Genomic DNA, 22755 nt, shown 5'->3' with positions numbered 1-22755 from the left:
CTATTTTCCCTTTGCGTGATGAATCTGCTCTATATATTTATAGCTTACCTTGATAGAATGTTTTTTTGGCAAATTTAAGGCTAATTCTGCTAATACCGCCCCAAAATCCGCAAACAGATAGTTTGCCATCGAGCCAGGCACGGGATTAATCTCGTTGAGATACACCTCATCATCAATCACAAAAAAATCACATCGTATCAACGCTCCTTCAAAGGCATTTTCATAAAGTTTTGCAAAGCTTTCTTTAAGTTTTTTCTCTAAATCTTGACTAATATCCGCTTTCAACACCTGTGACGTGCGGGAAAAATCTAAATATTTATGCTCAAAATCAAGTAATTCTTTTTTGCTAGGCTCTTCGATGATAGAATACCTATACACACTCTCCGCGCCTTTTTTGACCTTACAGCCTGCGAGATTATATTCTTTAATGCCACTTTGAAAATGCTCTGCCACAATGCTATCATCGTACTCAAAGGCTAAGTCCATTGCATACTCTAGCTCTTTAGGCTCATTTACCACACTTACACCGATAGAACTTCCCAATCGTGCGGGTTTAAGAATCAGCGGATATTGCAAATGAGAAATATGCGAATTTGCTCTTGTTAGAATCTCATAATCAAGGCTCTTTACACCTCTTTGATGAGCAAAAATCTTTGTCAAAGCCTTATTAAAGCTCATCACGCCAGATTCTATCCTTGGACCAATGAAAGGCAAATGATAGAAATCAAGCATTGCGCTTATACTACCATCTTCCCCATCAGCCCCGTGTATGAGATTAATCACAATATGAGAAGTTAAGGGGCTAAAGCCAAAAAGTGATTTTTTGCAAAATGCCCCATTGCGTAAAAAAATTTCCGTGCATTTTTGATAATCCCCCGAGCTAAAGTATTTTGACTTCATATTCTCTGCGGAGATAAGATAAAAGCGATGTTTGCTATCAAGGAATATAAAATGCTCTATGTCCGCTCCTAGCACCTTTTTTAAGGCAATCGCACTCACTATGCTAATTTCGTGTTCAAAGCTCACACCACCAAATAGCACATCATATTTCATTTTTGCTCCTTTTTTGATAATTTGCTATCGCGTGCTAATTCTTTAGCAAGAAACTTGCCTGTGTAGCTACCACTCTTACTATGATTCTTGCTCACTTCTGCCACAGATCCACAATCTACGATTTTCCCTCCACCAGAGCCACCCTCAGGTCCAATATCGATAATATAATCAGCATTTTTAATCATATCTAAATTATGCTCAATCACAATCACAGAATTACCCAAATCCACTAAATGATGAAGTACCTTTGTGAGCCTATCCACATCGGCAAAATGCAGCCCTGTGGTAGGCTCATCAAGCACATAGAGTGTCTTGCCCGTATCCTTGCGGCTAAGCTCTTTAGCGAGTTTAATCCTCTGCGCCTCTCCTCCACTGAGTGTAATGGCATTCTGCCCTAGTGTGATATAACCCAATCCCACATCTTGCAATGTCTGTAGTCTTTGGGCTATCTTTGGCACTTTAGTAAAAAATGCGAGTGCATCATCTACGCTCATAGCCAGCACATCGGCAATATTCTTATCTTTATACTTAATTTCAAGCGTTTGTGGATTATACTTCGCACCCTTACACGCATCGCATTTGACCATTATGTCAGGTAAAAAGTGCATTTCAATCTTTATCTCACCCTCACCCTGACATTTCTCACATCGCCCACCTTTGACATTAAAGCTAAATCGCCCTACCCCATAGCCGCGCAGCTTAGATTCTTTAACCTCCGTAAAAAGTGCGCGTATATCGTCCATCACACCTGTGTAAGTCGCGGGATTACTGCGAGGTGTGCGCCCGATAGGACTTTGGTCTAAATATATCACTTTATCCAAATGTTCTAATCCTAGAATCTCCACTCCATCACACTTTTGCACCTTTTTAGCATTATTAAGTAGCTCCTGTGCTACAGGCAGAAGCGTTTGCAAAATCAATGAGCTCTTGCCCGAGCCGCTCACACCTGTTACACACACAAATTGAGAGAGCGGAATGGAGACATTAAGATTCTTAATATTATGAATATTGACATTATTAATATGTAGCCATTGTGAAACCTTGCGCTTATGTGGATAGGAGATGATTTTTGTACCCTTTACATATTGTGCAGTAAGCGTGTTTGAATCTAGCAGTGCCTTTACATCACCGCTAAATACCACTTCCCCACCGCGTAATCCCGCCTCCGGTCCAATATCCACGATATAATCTGCATTTAAAATTGTCTCCTTATCGTGCTCGACTACAATCACGCTATTACCCTTTTCCTGCAGACTTCGCAAAGTCTTAATAAGACGCAGGGTATCGCGCTCGTGTAACCCAATGCTTGGCTCATCAAGCACATACATCACACCTGTAAGCCCACTGCCGATTTGACTAGCGATACGAATACGTTGAGACTCCCCACCACTAATACTCCGGGCATCCCGCCCTAAAGTGAGATAGCCAAGCCCCACATCATAGAGAAAAAATAGCCTTTGATGTATTTCATTTAAAATCGGCTCGGCGATGAAATGCTCCTGCTCATTCAAATAAGCAAAATTCTCCCGCTTATCAAAAAACTCAAACACCTTCTGTATGGGCATATCAATCAACTCACCAATGCCTAATCCCCCTACTTTCACGCTTAAAGATTCTAACTTCAAGCGATGTCCCTTGCAGGTAGGGCATATCTTTTCAGTCGTGTAATCACCCAAATCCTTATCGTCCTTAAACATATCATAGGCAATTTGCAAAATCCCTCTCCAAGGACGCTTAAGCTTACTTGAGCGCCAATGAAGCTCCACTTCCTCCGTGCAGCCATATAAAAGTGCATTTTGCTGTGAGCTATTTAATTCATCAAAACTCTTTCCCGGGTCAATTTTCGCACTTTTGCAAAAGGCATAAAAAAGTTCAGCATAATAGTTACGATTGAATCCAAAAATGATTTTAATCCCGCCTTTATTGAGTGGCTGGGATTTATCAAGAATTTTTTTCAAATCAATAGCATATTTTGCCCCAAGCCCTAAACAATCTCCACACGCGCCCTTAGGAGAATTAAAAGAGAATTCAAGCGGTTCTAGCTCCTCAAAGCTCACTTTGCATTTAAAACACGCAAAATGCTCCGAATAATGCAAAAACTTTTTTTTATCATTATGTATCAGCTCTATTTCAATTTCCCCATAAGATTCTTTCAATGCTTTTTCCACGCCTTGCGCAATACGTGTGTGATTATCTAAAGTATTGCTTACCCTATCAATTACCACTTTAATGCTATGCTTTTTATTTTTAGCAAGTTCAATCTCCTCATCAAGACGCACCATCACACCATCAATCATTGCGCGGACATAGCCTTTTTGACGCAAAGATTCTATCTTATCGCCAAAACTACCCCTTTTTTCTTTCACAATCGGGGCAAGGATAACCATTTTCGCATCGCTTGGGAGTTTGAGAATCTGCTCAATAATATCCGTAGCACTCATTTGGGAGATTCTCTCTCCACAAATATGACAATGCTGAATCCCCACACGCGCATAAAGCAAACGAAAATAATCATAAATTTCGGTAATCGTGCCAACAGTGGAACGTGGATTCTTGCTTGTTGTCTTTTGATCAATGGCAATGGCAGGTGTTAGCCCCTCTATCTTATCAACATCAGGCTTACCCACTTTGTCTAAAAACTGCCGCGCATAGCTTGAGAGCGATTCTATATATCGCCGCTGCCCCTCAGCATAGAGGGTATCAAAGGCTAGAGTTGATTTACCCGAGCCAGACAATCCTGTGAAAACGATAAGCTGATTTTTAGGGATACTAAGGCTAATATTTTTGAGGTTATTCTCGCGTGCACCGCTAATATGAATATGATTATAATCTTTCAATATATATCCTTCTAGGGAAAAGCTAGAGGCGTATTATATCGTGCTTAATATGTTTTTGTGCTAACATTGAAATAATAGATTGCATAAATTGCTCCACACTCTCTCCATAGAGGCTTTCCCTTACTTCAAGTAAAATCGCTAGAGCGCAACTTTTACTATATTCTTTGGGTGTAGGCACAAGCTGCAAGGTAAAATCAAAATCAAAAAGCAGGGGAGAGCTTAAGACGTTTTGTGCGCTAAAGGCACTTGAAGCATTTTCAAATAGAATATATACTTTGAGCGATTGCATAGTATCTCCCTTGTTTGAGTAACAGAATCTATCTCAAGAGAATTAACCCTACAAATGGCAAAATAAACTATCCAGCAAACACTCTTAAAGGGAGAATGCTTATGTGGAATAAAAGAATTAAATAAATCCACGCTTTGTGTATCTTGGTGATGGTTAATGCAGTCTAACTCTTAGAAGCAAGTTACAATCATACCTTTCAACAACAAGTCTTAGTAAGATTTTGCTTTTCATTAGGATTTACAAGTTTATGGGGTATATTTTACATTTGATAAAAAGCAAGAAATTTTATGCTGCGATGTTTTCTTTGTTGAAAAAGGGTTAAAAATGAAATCATAGCATAAAGCAATAAAACAAGCCTGCGATGCAAAGGAAAAGGATGGAAGACATAAGCTTATGGACGCTTGGTGCGTTAATTTTAGCGGGATTTATAGCGGGATTTATTGATTCTATAGCAGGTGGTGGCGGTATGATTACCATTCCTGCTTTACTCCTTGCGGGAATCCCGCCGCTTGAGGCACTTGGGACAAATAAATTTCAAAGCTGTTTTGGGAGCTTTGGCGCGACTTTCCATTTCTACAAAAGAGGACATATCCACCTTAAAAAGCATATTCCCTTTGTGCTTGTCGTATTTTGTGCTTCAATGTTAGGAAGTGTGAGTGTGCAGATGTTTGAGGCGGATTTTTTGCGTAAATGTATTCCCTTTTTGCTTATCATCTTTGCATTTTACTTTCTTGTCTCCCCAAAAGTTACAGAGGCTTCTCAACACGTGCTCATAGGGGCTGTGCCTCTGGGCTTGGTGCTAGGTGCTATTGGATTTTATGATGGTTTCTTTGGTCCAGGGACTGGCTCGTTTTTGATGTTTGCGCTCATTATGCTTGGTGGTTTTGGGCTATTGCAGGCACTTGTTCACGCAAAATTGCTTAACTTTGCTACCAACCTTGCTTCAGTGGTTATATTTGCTTGTAGCGGGAAGATTTTTTGGATTGTGGGGCTGTGTATGGCATTGGGGCAGTTTGCAGGGGCAAATCTAGGCTCACATATCGCTATTGGCTATGGAGCGCGTATCATCAAGCCACTTGTAGTTATCGTCTCTTTATGTGCGAGTATTAATCTACTTTATAGGGAATATTTCTAATTCACTTTGGTTTTATACTCTTTTTATACAATCCCTAAGTCTATATGACAAATCTATCTCAAAGGAGTTTATTATGAGATGTGTAAAACCTATAGGAGCTTTGGCTCTAAGTGCATTGCTTTGTGGCACTCTTGGTGCGGCGGACTTTAGCAAAAAAAGCGATGCGGAATTGATTAATCTTTCAGGTATTGCCAAAGTTGAGGAGTTTGCGGATTATCAAATCGAAATCGCCAAACGTTTAAAAAAGAAATCCGAAAAAGAGGCAAAGGCTTTTAAAGAAAAACTTAAGGCTCAATACGAAAAAGCCACAGACAACCTCACTGTAAAGCAGCTAAGAGAATATAAACAAGCCACACACGAGGCAATGAAAAAACGTATAGAATCTATGAGTGTGAAAGAATTGCAAGAGAGTGGCTTGGATATACACAAACATTTTAAGAATCCAGAAAATAAGGCAAAAGACAAAAAAGATATGCCTAAAGATACTAAAAAATAAATTTCCCGCCTTATGCGCGGGGCAATCTATGCAATTCATAAGGAAGAGCAATGTCAGCAAAGATTATGTTACTCGAAGATGATTTCGTGCTTTCAGAGATTCTGTTAGAATTTCTACAAGAGCAGGGCTATGATGTGTGCTTATACGATAATGCAAAAGACGCGCTAAACGCTGCTTATGAGCAGTATTTTGACTTATGGATTTTAGATGTGAAAGTGCCTTATGGCAATGGATTTGATGTGCTAAAAGAGTTGAGAGGGTGCGGGAAAGACACGCCGGCTATTTTTATTACCTCACTTGATAGAATCACCGATTTGCAGAGTGGATATAAGGCGGGTTGTGATGATTATCTCAAAAAGCCCTTTGAACTCTTAGAGCTTTCTTATCGCATAAGCACTTTGCTTAAACGCTCCTTTTCACACACACAACAAGATTTTGTAACTCTGCATAATGGATATACTTTTGGGATTCTCACACAATTACTCTATGATGAGACGGGTAATATCGTCCCCCTTACGCAAAAAGAAAGCTTACTTTTGTCGCTTTTGTTGCAAAATAAAGGGCATTACGTCGCTCAAGAGATGATTTTTGATACCTTGTGGGAATACGAGCAGGAGCCTAGTGAAATGAGTTTGCGCGTATATGTGAAAAATTTGCGTAAGATTTTGGGCAAGGATAGTATTTTGAATCAGCGTGGACGAGGATATTGCTACAATGAAAATATAGGAGCACAAAGTGAGCAGGGATAATTCCAAGAAAGCTATTATTAAGATTCTCTGCCTCTATCTTGGGACAACAGGATTTTTTTTATGTGTGTTTTTTTGGTTTTTTTATGCAAAAGAAGAGCGGCATTTGACAGCGCAGCAAGTGAGTAATCTGCGTGAGATTAGCCTTGAGGTCTATGATATTTTACATACAAATAAAGATGATATATCTCTAGCCTTTAAGCAGATTGAATCTAATATCAGCCACCCTTTGCGAATCTACAACTACAAAGGCAATATCATTTATAATACCCTGCATATTACTCTAAGTGATGAGGAATATAAAAATGGCATTGCATTTCGTGGGGATAAGGTGATTATGGACCCTGCAATGCGCGAACGATTCGCAAGGTTGCCTCCACTCAATAAAAAAGAAAATATCCAAAATAAGAATCCTCTCCCCAAACCCTACAAAAGCCCACGTTATCAAATTTTTATCCAAGATAATACTTTAGATTCCCAAATTCTCTTTTTGCAAGTAAAGGTTGTGCTAGGCTTTCTTATCTCACTTTTTGCCATAGGCGTGATTGCCTATTTCTTAGTGCGATTGTCCCTAAAGCCTATGCAGGAGACGATTAATTCGCTCAATACGTTTATTAAAGATTCTACCCACGAGATTAACACACCCCTAAGCATTATCCTAATGAGTATAGAGACGCTCCAAACACATAATCTCACCGCTGCACAACTGCAAAAGATAGAACGCATCAAGCTTGCTTCAAAAAGCCTAAGCCATCTCTATAAGGATTTAGTGGCTTATAATTTTCCTCACACTATAAGCAATAAAAATGAGAATCTTGTCCTAGATTCGCTTCTTAAGGAACGTTTGGAGTATTTCGCACCATTCTTTGAGCAAAAGTCCATTCAAGTGCAAAGCCAGATAGGGCTCAGCACAATTATAGCAAGTGCGGAAAAGATGAGCTGTGTGATTGATAATCTCTTAAGCAATGCGATTAAGTATAATAAAAAAGGCGGTAGAATCGTGGTAAGCTTAGAGCAGGGGCAGCTCTGCATTAGCGATAGTGGCTGTGGTATCTCGCTAGAAGAAAGTAAAAAGATTTTTGAGCGATATGTGCGCTGTAATGCCTTTCAAGGGGGTTTTGGCATAGGTTTAACACTCATTAAAAGGATATGCGATGAGTATCATATCCGCATTGAGGTGCAAAGCCAAATCGAGCAAGGCAGTAGCTTCACGCTTTTGTGGGATAAATGATAGCAACATAGCCTCATTATACTACTACATCACTCTAGCCTTAGAACTCCAAAATCTCATTTGTAAAACTACGCAATATCCAATGCAGCAGCATAACATATACTAAGATAAGAAAAAAACATAATACCCAATATATGAAGTACATAATATGCCCTCTTAGAATATATTGCAGCGGTGCAAATCACACCAAAGAAGCACACAAACCACCAAGGCGTATAAAACTCTATAGCATATAATTTCATACCCATAGCCCACTCTAAGAATCCATCGCATAAAGCACCAAGCCCCACGATATGCGCTAGCAACATCGCAGGAAAAAAGATGACAAAAAGCAGACTTAAAGGAATGCAGAGTAAGCATAAAGGCGTAAAATAAGGGAAAAACCAATGCACGATCGGTAGCATATGAATAAAAATAAGCATATTAAAGCCCAATGGCACACACACCCATTTATGCAAGAATCCCTCACGTATGTGCATATGGCGCATAAAAAGATAGATAAAAAACACACCGCTTACAGATAAAACAAATCCTATGCTTAAAATCAGACGTGGAAAAAGTGCTAAGCACACGCACACCACGACAAAGAGTAGCCTAAAACTAATAAGCTTAATGCCACTATGCACGACAAAGAATCCACACATCGCCATTACAAACGCACGCAAAAACGAGGGGGTAAAATCAAGCAACAAAAGATAGCCAAAAAGGCAGATAAACACGATAATCCCTATATCAAAATACTTGTTTCGATAGCTCACATAAGGGTGGAAGATTCTATACACAAGACTCAAAGCCCCTCCGATAACAAAACTCAAAATCCCCAAATGGAATCCACTTATAGCAATCAAATGCGCAATTCCAAGCTTATTGCTCAAATCACGCCAAGTATATGGCAAAAAATCCGCCATAAAAAGCGTTTTATACAAAGATGCTACTAAGTGTTCATTATGTTGTGATTCTATCCATATCCTAAGTGTATCTCTGTAATCGCGCTCTGCTAACACGTTCATACGATAGGAGATAAAAAAGCAACTTCGCAAATACTCCACAAAAGTGCAATCTAGCCTTTTGCCATAGATTCTCACAAAGCGATGGCTAAGGTCTTTTATACCTTCCTTGCTCGTTGTGTAAAACACCTCGCCATTGGGACTTTTAAGCTTTAATACTTGATAGGTTTTGCCATTTTTTTCTTTTTCGTATTGAGCGAGGACTTGCGCATAAATCTCCTGTGTGTTATCTGGGGCGATATATGCCATATACTGCCTGTATTCTTGCGATAAACTCCACGCAAAGACAAGCATACAAGCACACAGGAAAAGAATCCATTGCTTCTTCGTGCTAAAAAGCTCTACCTCAAAGGGTGAATGTGCGGACTTAGTAGAATTTTGCACTGCTAAAAGATATTTGGGACTTCAACTTGAGGGGTAGACTCTACACTTTCTTGTATTTGCTGGATAAACTCCTGTCCCTCAATGCTTGTCTCACTCATATCATACTCTTGTTTCTTTGGCTTATCCTCAAATCGTATGAAACGCTTATTGAACTGAATCTCAATCGTTCTCACCTCGCCATTGCGGTTTTTAGCAACGATAATTTCAGTAGGCTCTACCTCGCGCTCCTCGTGCTCAGGCTTAAAGTCTTTCTCTTTACCCTCTTTTTTTAACCTTGCATAACGCTCTTTATCTGCACGTTTCTTATACACATCATCGCGATATAAAAACAAAATCATATCCGCATCTTGCTCTATCGCCCCAGAATCCCGCAAATCCGAAAGTGTAGGACGCTTATCATCACGTTGCTCCACAAGGCGATTAAGCTGTGAGAGTGCAATGATAGGCATTTCAAGCTCCCTTGCCAACATCTTAAGCCCACGTGAGATTTCAGCAATCTCTGCTTGTTTATTAAAATCACTGCCCTTCCCGCCATTCATCAGCTGCAAATAGTCAATGACAGCAATGCTGGTTTCAGGGTGCTGCTTTTTGAACCTACGCAACTCACTCTTAAGCTGTGCGATACTCAAAAATGAAGTATCCACAATATGCAAAGGCTGCTTTGCCATTATATCCGCTGCTTCGCTCAATGTGCTTAATTCATCGTTAGTAAGATTTGCCGTGCGGAGATTCTGCAGGGCAATAGATGCCTTAGCACTAAGCATTCTCATACCAAGCTGCAAGTAGGGCATCTCAAGGCTAAAAAACACCACGCCCTTTTGTGAATCTAAAATATGCTGCGCGAGATTCAACACAAAAGTCGTCTTTCCCATACCCGGGCGTGCCCCAATGATAATCAAATCGCCCTTATTGAAACCTGTGGTGAGCTGATTTAACTCCCTAAAGCCCGTATCAATGCCCACAACAACATTATTCCCGCGATTTTTCAGATCTTTAAGGTAGTCAAGCACGCCGCCTACCATTTCTTGAGCATTATACACACTTCCTTGTGCCTTGCCAAGCGAAACAGCATTGAGCTTTTTCTCTACTTCATCGATAATCTCTACCACATTTTGATTATTATCAAGTGATTTTTCACGCAAAAAGTTCGCTAAATGCTGCAATTCACGCTTAATACTTGCCTCTTTGATTTCGTCTATATATGCCTCAATATTGGCAATGGGGTTGATGGCGAGAATCTCAAGCATTTCTTCTTGTGTGATTTTCTTATGTGGAGGCTTCTTGCTAAGGAGTATTTCACTATCAATAGGCAGATTATTTTTACTAAGATAGAGGCACATTTCAAAAATATCGCGGTGAGCAGGAAGCAGGAAGTCATCAGGCTTTAACTCATCAGCAATCTCATCAAACTTTTCAGGGGAGAAAAAAATCGATGAGAGGACAATTTTTTCAATCGTAACGATAGCTTCTTGCATATACATTCCTTGCAAAATAAAAGTGCTATTTTACTCTTTGTTTTTAGAATCTAAGCTTTATGCTTGATAAATAGGCTTTCTCTTGCCATAAGCTATCACTTTGATATATGCAAAACCACAATGACAAATTATGCGAATATTATATTTGAATGAGTCTGTGCTTTGTGAAACTTGACTAAGGATTAAAAATGAAGTGAAACTCAAATGAGAATCTTGAAGAAAGCCTCCTCCTAAAAATACAGAGGAGACCAAATTATTAAAGCTTGTCAGCGTTTTTAGCAAGATATTCTGCCACGCCTTGAGCGTTAGGCTTCATACCTTCATCGCCTTTGTTCCAGCCTGCAGGGCATACTTCTCCGTGTTCCTCTACAAATAGCATAGCATCAACCATACGAATCATTTCATCAACATTGCGTCCAAGCGGGAGGTCATTAATCACTGCGTGGCGAATCACTTTGTTTTTGTCAATCAAAAAGCTACCGCGAAGTGCTACTGCGCCATCGAAAAGCACATCATAATCGCGAGAAATTTGCTTTTTTAAATCTGATACCATAGGGAAAGTTACTGCGCCGATACCGCCTTCATTCACAGGCACATTTCTCCAAGCAAAATGCACTTCTTTAGAATCAATAGACACACCAATTACTTTTACACCACGTGCTTCAAAATCTTTCACACGTTTGTCAAATGCGATAATCTCACTTGGGCATACAAAAGTAAAATCCTTAGGCCAGAAAAATATTACCGCGCCATTTTTGCCAATATTTCCATAAAGGCTAAACTCATTGTCAAAAGTCCCATCAGGCTTAACAGCTTCAGCTGTAAAATCTGGTGCTGGTTTTGTAACTAACATACCAAACTCCTCGTAAATAAAAAATATTGATAACAAATTATTATCATAGAGCGAGATTCTAATGTATACGAGTAACAAAATCCTAAACAAAACTACATTTTGCTTACATAATCAAGCAAACCTGCAAAACTTCGTATTGTATAACAAAGCCTTTGAAAGATAAATAAGGACTAAATATAAAACTATTGCTATGCCATATTTAGCACAAAACTCTCCAACAAATGCAATATTGCACCTCTCATAACAGGTAACTTGAAGTAGAGATAATATCACATTTGGCATTACCTATAAAATATGTCAAAAATGTAAAATAAACTCTTAGTATGCTTGCACTTTTGTGTATTGAACCTAAGGTTTCTTGTTGCAATAAATATTGTATTATGTCATAGCCACTTTGGACACACAATCCAACTTAACCCATAAGTATCTAAATATTTACCACGCAATTCAAAACAATGAGAAAAGACTACTTTGAAAAAGTAATGTTTATTGGGGGGAATAGAGTCGGCAAAGAACATAAAGATTTGCATTTGGCAGTGTTTGAGCGCTATCTATAAAGTATAGGTTAATAGATATCCTTTGAATAACAGAGATCGCAAGACTATGCAATATGATGGCAGTAGTATTAAGTTGCCAACGTGAAAGCTATTGTTTCAATATACCTTATGAACAACTAAGGGAAATTAAAATGCTTGAAAAGCAAGTTTGATATTATAGCACTCTTTGCTCGGTGCGTTTTGTCGCATCAAGGAATGTATACCCAAATGAGAGGGAAAAGCCAATGAAAAGATTGCTCCCTATTTCGTCTATATACCTTCCTTGCAGAGCATAATACTTCACAAAAGGAGCAATGGCTAGTTTTTTATAAAGCTTTGTATCCACACGTGCTTCTATTTCAAGCTGATATAGGGGGTTATAGCTCTCTGGCGCGGAGCTGTGAAGATAATGACGCAAGTTGGTATAGTAGTAGAATTTAGAATCTTTGCTAAATTTATACTCGATTTTTATGCCACTCTCCCAACCATAGTTTTTTGACGCTGTGCTTTTAGCAAAGTCTTCTTCAGTAAAAATATTAATATGTAAATCTTTAAGATATACTCCATCAAAGAGCTTTGCCCCTGCATTTAAACGCACGATTTGCCGCCTATCTTCAAAGCCACTTTGATAGTTTGCCTTGAGAAATGGACCAACTTCAAAGCCCCCTACAAACGTAGGGACATACCAGATTCTATGTGTGTAGTCTGTGGAAATAAGGATTCTATCTAATGTGGTGTTATTGATACGTTCATTCCCACGCACAAGGATAGTGCGTCCATATTCTGCAAGGGCGGAGTTAAAAATCACATAACGTGGTGCATAAAAATCGACCCCTAAGTCAAAATACCCCTGCCCAATCAGCTGCGAATCTCCGCTAATGCGGCTATCTGAGAAACTTTCATATTCAGTTTGCCCCTGTATAGAGGTGGAGCTAACATTAGCCGCTATACGTTTTAGCTCGATATGCCACCCACGTTTATCTGGGTTTACGTCAATACCCACGCCATAAAGAGACATCACGCAAAAAATACATAAGCATAATATTTTCACACCAAGACATTTATTCATTATCTATTGTCTCATTTTTAATCTTTGCTAACCACTCATTGAGCGTCTTTTCAAATCCTTTTGTAGTGGATTCTACCACATCTAAAGGCTCTTTTAGGTAATCTTGTGCTACCCAACCACCAAAATCGTGTGGATAGAGGTAATCTTTATGGTGTTGCGTGATATGAGGCGGCACTTCTGGCGCATAGCCCTCTTTAATCATATCCAAAGCCTTGTTAATAGCCTTGTAGGCGGTATTGCTCTTAGGTGAAGAGGCGAGGTAAATCACACATTGAGAGAGGATAATACGCGCTTCAGGATAGCCAATCTTACCAACGGCAAGCATTGTGCTTGTAGCAAGATTGAGCGCATTTGGATTAGCATTGCCAATATCCTCACTTGCCAAAATCACCAATCGCCGCGCGATAAACTCTGGATTCTCATTACTCGCAATCAGCCGCGCGAGATAATGCACACTTGCTTGCACATCACTACCACGAATGGACTTAATCATCGCGCTAATGAGATTATAATGGCTATCTGCCTCACTTGCCCCATCGTGAAGTGCAAATGGGCGTATGGATTTTAATATCTCTAGTGTAATAGTCTTATCATCTATGCTTAGGGCGACATCAAGGAGATTAAGCATAGCCCGCGCGTCTCCCACACTAGAGAAAATGAGATAATCTCTTGCATCTTGTGGTATGGAGGGATTCTTATCAAAATGTGTGTGTATGTAGCTAAGAGCGTGTGTGAGTATGCTCTCTAGATGTGCTGGGCTTAGAGGCTTTAGCTCAAAGAGAAAGCTACGTGATCGAATGGCATTAGTGAGCGTAAAAAAGGGATTATAAGTACTAGCACCAAAGATAATAGCACTATAAGATTCCATAATGGGTAGCAAAACCTCCTGTTGAGCGCGATTAATACGATGGACTTCATCAATAAACACAAGCGGCTGAAACAAAGAATCCTCATAACTTTTGACAAATTGCCTTAATTCCTCTATCTTAAAAGTTGTGGCATTATAGAACATAAAGGGCTTTTTTAATGCCTCTGCGATGAGTTTAGCTAATGTCGTTTTACCCACACCGGGCGGTCCATACAAAAAGCAATGCGCCAAAGCGTTGTTTTTAAGCATTTTAAAAAGCGGGGCACTAGGTGCGATTAAATGCTCTTGTGCGATAAAATCCTCTAAGGTCGTGGGGCGGAGTAGTGAAGCGAGATTTAGCAAAATAAGACTTTATTTTTTTTGAAACAAAATAATCTCATAGGAGCTTTCACTCGTTTTTAGCACATTGTTTTTACCCTTTTGCTTGGCAAGATCCTCACGCAAATCCCCTGCCATCTTATCAAGCTCATCAAGTCGATCTTTTAAACGTAGGATAATATCGACTCCAGCGAGATTCACTCCCATATCGCGCGTAAGCTTAAGTATGGTTTTAATTTTATCAATATCGCGTTGAGAATAGAGGCGCATTTTACCATCAGTGCGCCCGGGCTGGATAAGCCCTTCTTTTTCATATTGTCGTAAGGTTTGCGGGTGGATTTCTAGAATCTTTGCCACCACGCTAATAAGATACACAGGCTCATCATAACTATACATTTTCCCTCCTTTATGCGAGTTGCGCTTTTAGCATATTTTGCAATTCTTCACTTAGTGAATCTGTATGGGGCAAAATAATATTTGCCTTCACATACAAATCCCCAATAACACCGCTCTTGCGGTTTTTGATACCCTTGCCTTTAACACGGAATTTTTGATTATTTTTTGTATTGGGCGGGATTGTTAGGGTAACATCACCATAAAGCGTAGATAGGGCGATTTTACCACCAAAAAGTGCCATTTTGAGAGGAATATCAAGATTTTTAGATAAATCATCTCCCTCACGCTCATATTCTGGTGATGGAGAAATCTGCACCTTGAGCAATAAATCGCCATATCTACCATTCTGGGTATTTCCTTTACCTTTAAGGCGGATAGTCTCTCCATCTTTAATCCCCACGGGGACTTTAATATCAAAGCTCCCGCTTCTGCCGCTATAATGATAGCTGCTCCCAAGAGCCGCACTTTCAAAAGGGATTTGAATGCTATCTTGCACATCAAGGCTAGGTGTATTAAAATCACTAAAGCCAAAATCCCCGCTACCAAAGCTGCTAAATCCGCTATTGCCCCCACCAAAGTGGAATCTACTTCCATTCCCCGCGCTAAATCCGCCTTGCCCAAAAATAGAGGCAAGAATATCATCGAGATTGACATTACCCCCTTGTGCGCGGGAAAAATCGTGGAAATTTTGTCCGCCAAACATCGTATCGCCGAATTTGTCATATTGTGCCTTTTTATTTTCATCGCTTAGGACTTCATAGGCGGCATTGATTTCTTTAAACTTCTCTTCAGCCTCTGGGGCTTTATTAATATCAGGGTGATATTTGCGTGCAAGTCTGCGATAGGCTTTTTTAATATCCTCAATAGAAGCGTTTTCGCTCACTTCAAGCGTATCATAAAGACTTTTTGACATCATAAACTCCTTTAGATTCTGCAAAATAAATGATTGAGTTTAAGCGTTATTGTATCATAAAAGTTTAGTAAAGTATAATAAAGGTTTGATTTTTTATTTCATCGCCTTATAAAGCTATTACAAGCTATAATAATACACATTTAAATCTAAAGGAATAATGAGTGGCTGACACACAAGCGCAGTTTTTAGCTCTCAAGGCTTCGGCAGGGAGTGGCAAGACTTTTAATCTAGCTTTGCGATTTATATATTTACTTTTTTGTGGTGCAAAGGTTCATCAAATCCTCACGCTGACTTTTACCAAAAAAGCTTCTAATGAAATGCGACATCGAATCTATGAGCAATTGCATCTGCTTTTTATGAGTTTTAAACAGAACACATATAGTGAAAACTTGATTTATAAGGCATTGAGGGAAAAGGGTTTAAGCCATCAAATGCTTTATGAGCGCATAGGGGTGGTATATAATGAATTTATACGAAGCAATCCACGTATTACAACTATTGATGCATTTTTCCATACAGTATTAAAGAAATTTTGCTGGTATGTGGGAGTTTCTGTATATTTTGAAGTAGGCAACACAAACCAAAGCAATATTGATGAGATATTCTTAAAGCGCCTACACACAAATCAAATAGATGAAATTGTGGAATTTTGCTTTTATAATGGACTACGTATTAAGGACTTTTTACAACTTTTACATAATCTCTCCTTGCTTCCCACTCAAGACATAGAAAACGCATTTGCAAATAAGGCAGATAATGTAAGTCATATAAGTTTTAAATCAATTGAAGAAGCTATCAGGGTGCGTATGAAAAAGATAGATGATTATATCCAATCAGTAGAAGATGGGCATAAGAGTCTCAAGAAAGGTTTTTATAAAGATTCTATACAAGCTATTATCGATAGCCCTAATTATTTATTGCAATGGAGCGATCATTCACAGAGTAAAAAATTTGATTTTTCTGCGTTTGATAATGAACGTAAGGAAATTTTAGCCTCTATACAAATGTATTTTGCAAAAAAGGAGCAAGAGGCATTAAAACAGCTTGAGCAGTATTTTAGACACTTTAATCGAGCAAAGCATATCCATAATAGTCAGGAGAATGTGCTTAGCTTTACTGATGTGATGTTAAAAAATTATGAGCTTCTCGCACTGAATGATGATAGGGACTTTTTCTACTTTCGTCTTGATGATAAGATTACGCATATATTGCTTGATGAGTTTCAAGATACAAGTCTTACGCAATATCAAATTCTCTATCCCTTGATACACGAAATATATTCTGGCAATGGACGCATAAATGACAGAAGTCTTTTTATCGTGGGTGATGAGAAGCAAAGTATTTATATGTTTAGAGGGAGCTTTGCGGCTGTATTTGAGGAAGCGACAAAATCTTTCACGCAAGAAAATCTCCCCTTTAATTACCGCTCAAGCCAACGTGTGATTGCCTTTAATAACCACACTTTTGCTAAATATTATAAAAATTATATACCCCAAGAATGTCCTCAAGATTCTAAAAAAGAGCAGGGCTATGTACGTGTGCTAGAAGTGGCGGCAGATAATGAATCCTTACAAATGCAGGTGTATAACGAAGTAGAAGCACTACTCCATAAGGGCGCAGATGAGAATGATATAGCTATTTTAGTGTTTAAAAATGATGATGCTTCTCTATTGAAAGAATATATTAATGCTCAAAATCCGCATATTCATATCATTACCCAAGCGAGTGCCTCACTCTTTGAGAAAAAGGAAGTAAAGATTCTTATATATGCACTTACTTATATTCATTTGCACACACAGCTTGTAAGTCAAGATTCAAACTCTGCTGAAGGGAGGGCAAGGCAGATAAGCAATGCTCTAAAACTTTACGAAAAGAAATTATGCAAGCTTCTTGGCAAATCTTATGCAGATTCTAAAGATATTGTTTCAAAAATAAATACTATTCCTCGCTCCTCTAATATGCCCATCTCCCAAGTAGTGCTTATGCTTATTGAGATGTTTAATATAGCGCATAGTGCGTGTATGCTGTTTTTGGAGCTAAGTTGCGAGTATGCGAGTATTGAATCCTTGCTTGATGAAATCCCCAAATTGCAGTGCAATGCCCCTACGCAAAGCAATAATGGCGTTAAGATTATGACGATACATAAGTCTAAGGGCTTAGAATTTAAATATGTAATTTTATGCGATAGATTAAGTCAATCTCAGGCTAATAATAATAAGTTTATTTATGAATATGAAGGAACACATATCAAACATATATATTATAAAATGAAGGGAAGAGAGAACTTTGATAAGCAGTATAATCAAGCCTTAGAAGCACACAAAAAACGTCTTGAAAGGGAAGAGTATAATGTGCTATATGTGGCTTTCACACGTGCAAAATTTGGATTAAGCATAGCCCAAAAAGCAAAAGGAAGTGCATTTGGGATTCTACAATTAGATACAAAGGGTGATGAGATACCATCTCTATGCAACCTGCAAGATGCACAAGCAACTCAAGTGCCACTTTATATACTTGAAAATATGTCATCTTTTGGGCGACAAGAAGTGTTTTTAAAATATGAGAACGAGCAAGAGGGGATTTTGAGTATGGAGCAATGGCATAATATTATTTTTGGAAATGCGTTGCATAGCGTCTTTGAGTGGTATTTGGGCTATGGGATAGCACAAGAGGATGTGTATCATATTTTGCTTAATCGCTATGGCTTTGCCTTGAGTGATGAGAGTATCTCTCAAGCTATCAAATCTGCCATAGGCTGCATACAAAGCGAGACATTTGCAGCCTTAAAAAAGGGTAAAAATATAATGTGTGAAGTAAGCTATATCGCAGAAGGCTGTTTGTATCGTATCGATGTGCTTTTGTATGATGATAGAGAATGGATTGTGCTTGATTACAAGAGTGGAGCAGCAAATAAAGAGACACAAGCAGAGCAAGTAAAAGGCTATATGAAATTCTTAAATACATTAGACACAAAGCAGAATAAAGACATAAGAGGTTTTATTGTCTATCCGCTGAAAAAGCCAGATGGGCAGTTTTGTGAAGTGCATTTATAAGATGCCCTAGCCTTCAAACAGAGGTTTTGTTTTTTAAATTGTGTATCTCGTATAGCTAAAAGCCTTACGCCAGCATAGGAATACAAGAACAGAAACTACGAGCGATAGATTTCTTTAAAATTCAAAAATAGTGGGAGAGGAGCTAAATAACAAATCATCTTCTATAAAAGAACAATTTTTCTCTGCTGCAATATAAGGAGAAAAACTTCTCTTTTGGACAAAAGAGATTTTGACAGGAGATAAAATATTACAAATAATCGAAAGTATAAAGCCTCCATAGTTATACTACAGAATCTACCTTAAGAAAACTCATCTTATAAGTGGTAAAATACTATTTCATCCACTCACTTTGTTTATATTCTTACTTTATTCTTTATGGGGACTTTTTGCTTATTGTAGAATAAGCATATACAATAAATTTTTTATTTAGATGATATGCTTTGCTTCTTGAAGGTTTTAGTAAAGCCTTATCCTTCCTCCATTCATTCATAAGCTTTAGCTTCTTCCCTCTTACAGAGAGCAAACTAGAAGTATTACGCAAATTAATGAAGCTATCTCTCATTTAGAATCTCTAACCCACATAGCTTTAAAATAAGCAAGTAACAATAAAGAAAGCGATACTATAAAAAAGAATCATTCTTTTTTGTTTTAATCTCTATGTATAGCTTAAGAAGATTCTATCTCTCTATCAGTAAGATAAAGAGTTAAATACCATAGATAGATAACTCAATAATAGATAAAACAAACAATAACTCTAAATAGAGAGACAATAAACAAAACAAACAAATAGATAAATAGGAGATAGTAGATAGATAGGATAATTAAGGTAGATAAAGAGATAAACTCAATAAGCAAATAGCTAAACCAATAAAGAGATAGCCAAATAGATAGAATAAATAAGATAAATAAATAAAATAGCTACTAGATAGCTAACTCAATGAATAGCTAAATAAAATAGCTACTAGATAGTGCTAATTAATATAGATAAATGGCTAAGCAAGTAAAGAGTTAGTTAGTTAAATATTAAGTTAGTTAGTTAAATAGTTAACTCAATAAAGAGAGTTAAATAAATAACTAAAAGGAGTTAAATCAATAAAAGTTTATCCCCCCTAAAACTTCTTCTTATTCACATCATCAAGTATATCTCTAGCTACACTATCTACTCTCTCACTGATTTGAGCACTTGCATTCGCTATTTCTACATTCTCTTGTGTTACAGATTCTAAATGAGAGATAGCTTCATTGATTTGAGTAACACCTGTAGTTTGCTCTCTAATAGATTCTCCCATATCATTAATACTTTGCACTAAAAGATTTGTATTCGCTTCTATCTCTCCTAGAGATTTTTGAGTTCTCTCTGCTAGCTTTCTTACTTCATCAGCTACCACTGCAAATCCTCTGCCGTGTTCTCCTGCTCTTGCTGCTTCTATTGCTGCATTAAGAGCAAGTAAGTTTGTTTGGTCTGCTATATCTCTAATAATACCTATAACATTTTTAATATCTTCACTTTGTTGAATGACTTCTCCTGTTTTACCACTTACATTTTGCATAGATGAAGTAATCTCTTCTACAGCTTGAGCAGTTTGCTCTAAGCTACTTGCTTGAGAGTTAGTGAGATTTGTGAGATTATTCACTGCTTCTTGGAGACTTTGTGCTTCTTTACTTAATGTATGAGCAAAGTTTGCAGAAGTGGTAAGCATTTTTCTAATTTCTTCTCCTAGAGTATTTGTAACAACTTCTACTCGTCCTTTTGCATCTTTTACTTCTGTGGTGAAATCTAACTTGGTGTAGGTGTCAAAGACCCTATTAATCTCATGTAAATTTTTCCCCACACCTGTCATAAGAAGTGTTAAAAGATCATTAATGATATCTCTTAATTCATTAAGTTGAGGATTATTCCCTCTAAGCTCAATAAGATTTTCAGCATAACCCTCTTTTGCCCTACCTATAACTTGCGCAGATTCTGCAATAAGCTTTTGGTCGGCCTCTAAAGCTACAATAATCTGTTCCGCATTGCCTTTGATGACACGAGCCATTTGCGCAAATTCATCTTTGCCTTCAAGTGGAGTAAGCTCGATACGATCATTTTCTCGATTAAGATATTTAAAAAACGATAGCATATTATGTTGCAAAATCTGCACACTCTTCAATAACGAGCGGTAAAAAAGTACCGCTATAGGCACAAACACAATCAAGAAAACAACCAAACCACTTATTATGGCTTCTTTTAAAGTATGACTAATAAGATTCATAATCACTGATGAATGTTGCTGTGCGTAATCTCCCAATGTATCCACATAAACGCCAGTTGAAAGCCAAATATTTTGTGTGTTAGGAATAAGCCTTGCATAAGCAATTTTGGGTGCATTAGTAAGCGAACCATCAGGCAAAGGCTTTGAGAATACATAATATACAAATTTCCCTTCAGGTGTCTGCGTTTTGGCACTCTCAAACAATTCTTTTACATAATATACACCATTAATATCTTTAGTATCATGCAAAGATTTGCCAATCAAATCCTTTCGTGTAGGGTGAGCCACAGATACATATTCCTTATAGGCAAAGAAATAACCTGACTTGTCACTTTCAAAGCGAAAGTCTTCAATAGCTTCAGCGATAAGAGCGATTTGCTCCTCCTCTGGAAGTCCTTTAACGCGTGAGCCAAGAGAAATTGCTAATGCATCGGTGGAGAGCTTAATCTTCTGTTCTACTTCTATTTGAATAATTTGCTCTAAATACTCAGCACTATACGTAGTTAATTTCTTTTCATCAATAAGAATAAATACTATAAGTGCTGCAAAACTTAATATGGAGCCAATAACAAGGATTGCGATTTTTGTTTTGAGTGACAATCGTTTAAACATTCTTGAGCCTTCCAGTTTGATTCAATGCTACTATTCTACATCAAAAAACTTAATTTAAATGAAACTATCCGCGCTCACCACACACATTATTCACAATATCTACAATATTTTGCGCCTCTTGCATACTTAAAGCCTGATGACAGGGAATAGAGATTTGGGAGAGATAGAAGCTATCGGCACGAGGCAAAGTCATATCACCAAAAAGCTTTCTATAAAGGCTAAACTGATAAATAGGCTTGTAATGCACCTGCACCCCTAAACCGCGCTCTTGCAATGCTTGGAAAATATCTTCCTTTTGACACCACAAATGCGGATAGAGCAAAATAGGATACAAATGATGTGAGCTAACAATATGCGGGGGTATAGATATCACACCAAAATGCCTACTATGCTTAAAAGATTCATTATACAATGTTGCAATTTGATGACGATAAGAAATAAAGCTATCAAGCTTTTTGATCTGACTAAGCCCAAGAGCTGCACCAAGCTCACTTAGACGGAAATTCATACCCATAAGCACACAATCATAATTCCATAAAGATTTTTTCTCTACTCCGTGAGAAAGCAAAAGCCGCGCATAATGCGCCAACTCCTCATCATCAGTTAGCACAGCTCCACCCTCTGCGGTCGTAATAGGCTTTAACGCGTGAAAGCTAAAGATAGTCGCATTAGCAAGGCAACCTATGGGCTTACCATTATAGCTCCCTCCTAGTGAATGGGAACTATCGGCAAAAAGCAGGAGATTATGCTTATCCGCAAGAGTGCGCAAAGATTCTATCTCTACACTTTTGCCACCATAATCCACACTTACAATCGCCTTTATATACTGCCTTTTAGGGTGGGAATCTAAAAGATGAGAGAGAGCCTTTTCATCAATATTACCATCATCTTTTATATCGCAAAAAATAGGCTTAATGCCCCACTGTAACATCATATTAGTCGTGGCAACAAAACTTATAGGTGTGGTAACAAAATATATCTCCTCATTATGTTTTATATGCCTTGTGTCAAGCAAATGAGGGAAATATTTATACATAAACGCTCCATAGAGAGCATAGAGTGCAGATGTAGCAGAATTAAAACTAATAGCATATCGCGCTTGACACCTCTTGCTTAAAGCAGATTCAAAGGCTTTAGTTATCTCACCTTGCGTGAGATAAGAGGAATGCGCAGCAGCGCATAGCGCGTCTATGTCATCTTGCTCAATACATTGTGTGCTATAAGGTATCATC

At 38.2% G+C, this 22755-nt stretch carries 17 protein-coding genes; 5 read left to right on the top strand and 12 right to left on the bottom strand.

Features of this window, described 5'->3' with window-relative positions; translation table 11 throughout:
- From V3I05_RS09025 to V3I05_RS09015, 3 genes are read right to left on the bottom strand one after another with little or no spacing between them, the layout of a single operon-like run.
- On the bottom strand, window positions 1-1053 hold the full coding sequence (locus V3I05_RS09025) for a D-alanine--D-alanine ligase (protein ID WP_343353390.1): 1053 nt from the start codon (window positions 1051-1053) through the stop codon (window positions 1-3).
- Window positions 1050-3890: an excinuclease ABC subunit UvrA gene (uvrA, locus tag V3I05_RS09020; protein ID WP_343353389.1), complete on the bottom strand. Its 2841-nt coding sequence runs from the start codon at window positions 3888-3890 to the stop codon at window positions 1050-1052. The genes V3I05_RS09025 and uvrA overlap by 4 nt, the downstream gene beginning before the upstream one ends.
- A gap of 22 nt (window positions 3891-3912) precedes the next feature.
- Window positions 3913-4179 (bottom strand): putative Se/S carrier-like protein, encoded by a 267-nt coding sequence (locus V3I05_RS09015; protein WP_343353387.1) that lies wholly within the window; start codon window positions 4177-4179, stop codon window positions 3913-3915.
- Window positions 4180-4555: 376 nt separating this feature from the next.
- Between V3I05_RS09015 and V3I05_RS09010 the strand changes: the two genes are divergently transcribed.
- From V3I05_RS09010 to V3I05_RS08995, 4 genes are all read left to right on the top strand, one after another.
- Window positions 4556-5314, top strand: coding sequence for a TSUP family transporter (locus V3I05_RS09010; RefSeq protein WP_343353386.1), 759 nt, complete (start codon window positions 4556-4558; stop codon window positions 5312-5314).
- A gap of 73 nt (window positions 5315-5387) precedes the next feature.
- Window positions 5388-5810 (top strand): DUF1104 domain-containing protein, encoded by a 423-nt coding sequence (locus tag V3I05_RS09005; RefSeq protein WP_343353384.1) that lies wholly within the window; start codon window positions 5388-5390, stop codon window positions 5808-5810.
- Between the two features lie 50 nt (window positions 5811-5860).
- Complete coding sequence (locus tag V3I05_RS09000; RefSeq protein WP_295701853.1) at window positions 5861-6559, top strand: response regulator transcription factor; 699 nt, start codon at window positions 5861-5863, stop codon at window positions 6557-6559.
- Entirely contained in the window at window positions 6546-7787 is a 1242-nt protein-coding gene (locus V3I05_RS08995; protein WP_343353383.1) for a HAMP domain-containing sensor histidine kinase, read from the top strand. Before V3I05_RS09000 ends, V3I05_RS08995 begins: the two co-directional genes overlap by 14 nt.
- 68 nt (window positions 7788-7855) lie before the next feature.
- Here V3I05_RS08995 and V3I05_RS08990 read toward each other — a convergent pair whose 3' ends face one another.
- The 7 genes from V3I05_RS08990 to V3I05_RS08960 form a co-directional block, all read right to left on the bottom strand.
- Window positions 7856-9178 (bottom strand): ComEC/Rec2 family competence protein, encoded by a 1323-nt coding sequence (locus V3I05_RS08990; RefSeq protein ID WP_343353381.1) that lies wholly within the window; start codon window positions 9176-9178, stop codon window positions 7856-7858.
- Between the two features lie 2 nt (window positions 9179-9180).
- The gene (locus V3I05_RS08985; RefSeq protein WP_343353379.1) at window positions 9181-10653 is read right to left on the bottom strand and encodes a replicative DNA helicase; all 1473 of its coding nucleotides are present in this window, start codon (window positions 10651-10653) and stop codon (window positions 9181-9183) included.
- Window positions 10654-10909: 256 nt separating this feature from the next.
- Window positions 10910-11506, bottom strand: a complete 597-nt coding sequence (locus V3I05_RS08980) for a peroxiredoxin (RefSeq protein ID WP_295701861.1) — start codon at window positions 11504-11506, stop codon at window positions 10910-10912.
- A 711-nt stretch (window positions 11507-12217) separates the two neighbouring features.
- Entirely contained in the window at window positions 12218-13111 is an 894-nt protein-coding gene (locus tag V3I05_RS08975) for a hypothetical protein (RefSeq protein ID WP_295701863.1), read from the bottom strand.
- On the bottom strand, window positions 13104-14321 hold the full coding sequence (locus tag V3I05_RS08970; RefSeq protein WP_300448816.1) for a replication-associated recombination protein A: 1218 nt from the start codon (window positions 14319-14321) through the stop codon (window positions 13104-13106). Before V3I05_RS08970 ends, V3I05_RS08975 begins: the two co-directional genes overlap by 8 nt.
- A gap of 9 nt (window positions 14322-14330) precedes the next feature.
- Complete coding sequence (locus V3I05_RS08965; RefSeq protein WP_295701867.1) at window positions 14331-14693, bottom strand: heat shock protein transcriptional repressor HspR; 363 nt, start codon at window positions 14691-14693, stop codon at window positions 14331-14333.
- Window positions 14694-14703: 10 nt separating this feature from the next.
- Window positions 14704-15606 carry a J domain-containing protein gene (locus V3I05_RS08960; RefSeq protein ID WP_295701869.1) on the bottom strand — a complete coding sequence of 301 codons (903 nt, stop codon included), beginning with the start codon at window positions 15604-15606 and terminating at the stop codon, window positions 14704-14706.
- 161 nt (window positions 15607-15767) lie between these two features.
- Between V3I05_RS08960 and V3I05_RS08955 the strand changes: the two genes are divergently transcribed.
- Window positions 15768-18659 (top strand): RecB-like helicase, encoded by a 2892-nt coding sequence (locus V3I05_RS08955; protein ID WP_343353377.1) that lies wholly within the window; start codon window positions 15768-15770, stop codon window positions 18657-18659.
- A 1109-nt stretch (window positions 18660-19768) separates the two neighbouring features.
- Here V3I05_RS08955 and V3I05_RS08950 read toward each other — a convergent pair.
- Both V3I05_RS08950 and pseC read right to left on the bottom strand, forming a co-directional pair.
- Window positions 19769-21523: a methyl-accepting chemotaxis protein gene (locus tag V3I05_RS08950; protein WP_343353375.1), complete on the bottom strand. Its 1755-nt coding sequence runs from the start codon at window positions 21521-21523 to the stop codon at window positions 19769-19771.
- Window positions 21524-21587: 64 nt separating this feature from the next.
- Entirely contained in the window at window positions 21588-22754 is a 1167-nt protein-coding gene (pseC, locus tag V3I05_RS08945) for a UDP-4-amino-4,6-dideoxy-N-acetyl-beta-L-altrosamine transaminase (protein WP_300451902.1), read from the bottom strand.
- Window position 22755: the final 1 nt, after the last annotated feature.

Source organism: Helicobacter mastomyrinus (genome assembly GCF_039555295.1).
In the GTDB taxonomy this organism is placed as follows: Bacteria; Campylobacterota; Campylobacteria; order Campylobacterales; family Helicobacteraceae; genus Helicobacter_C; species Helicobacter_C mastomyrinus.
Note: the sequence above shows the minus strand (reverse complement) of the source record. Positions and strands in the feature narration are given on the sequence as shown.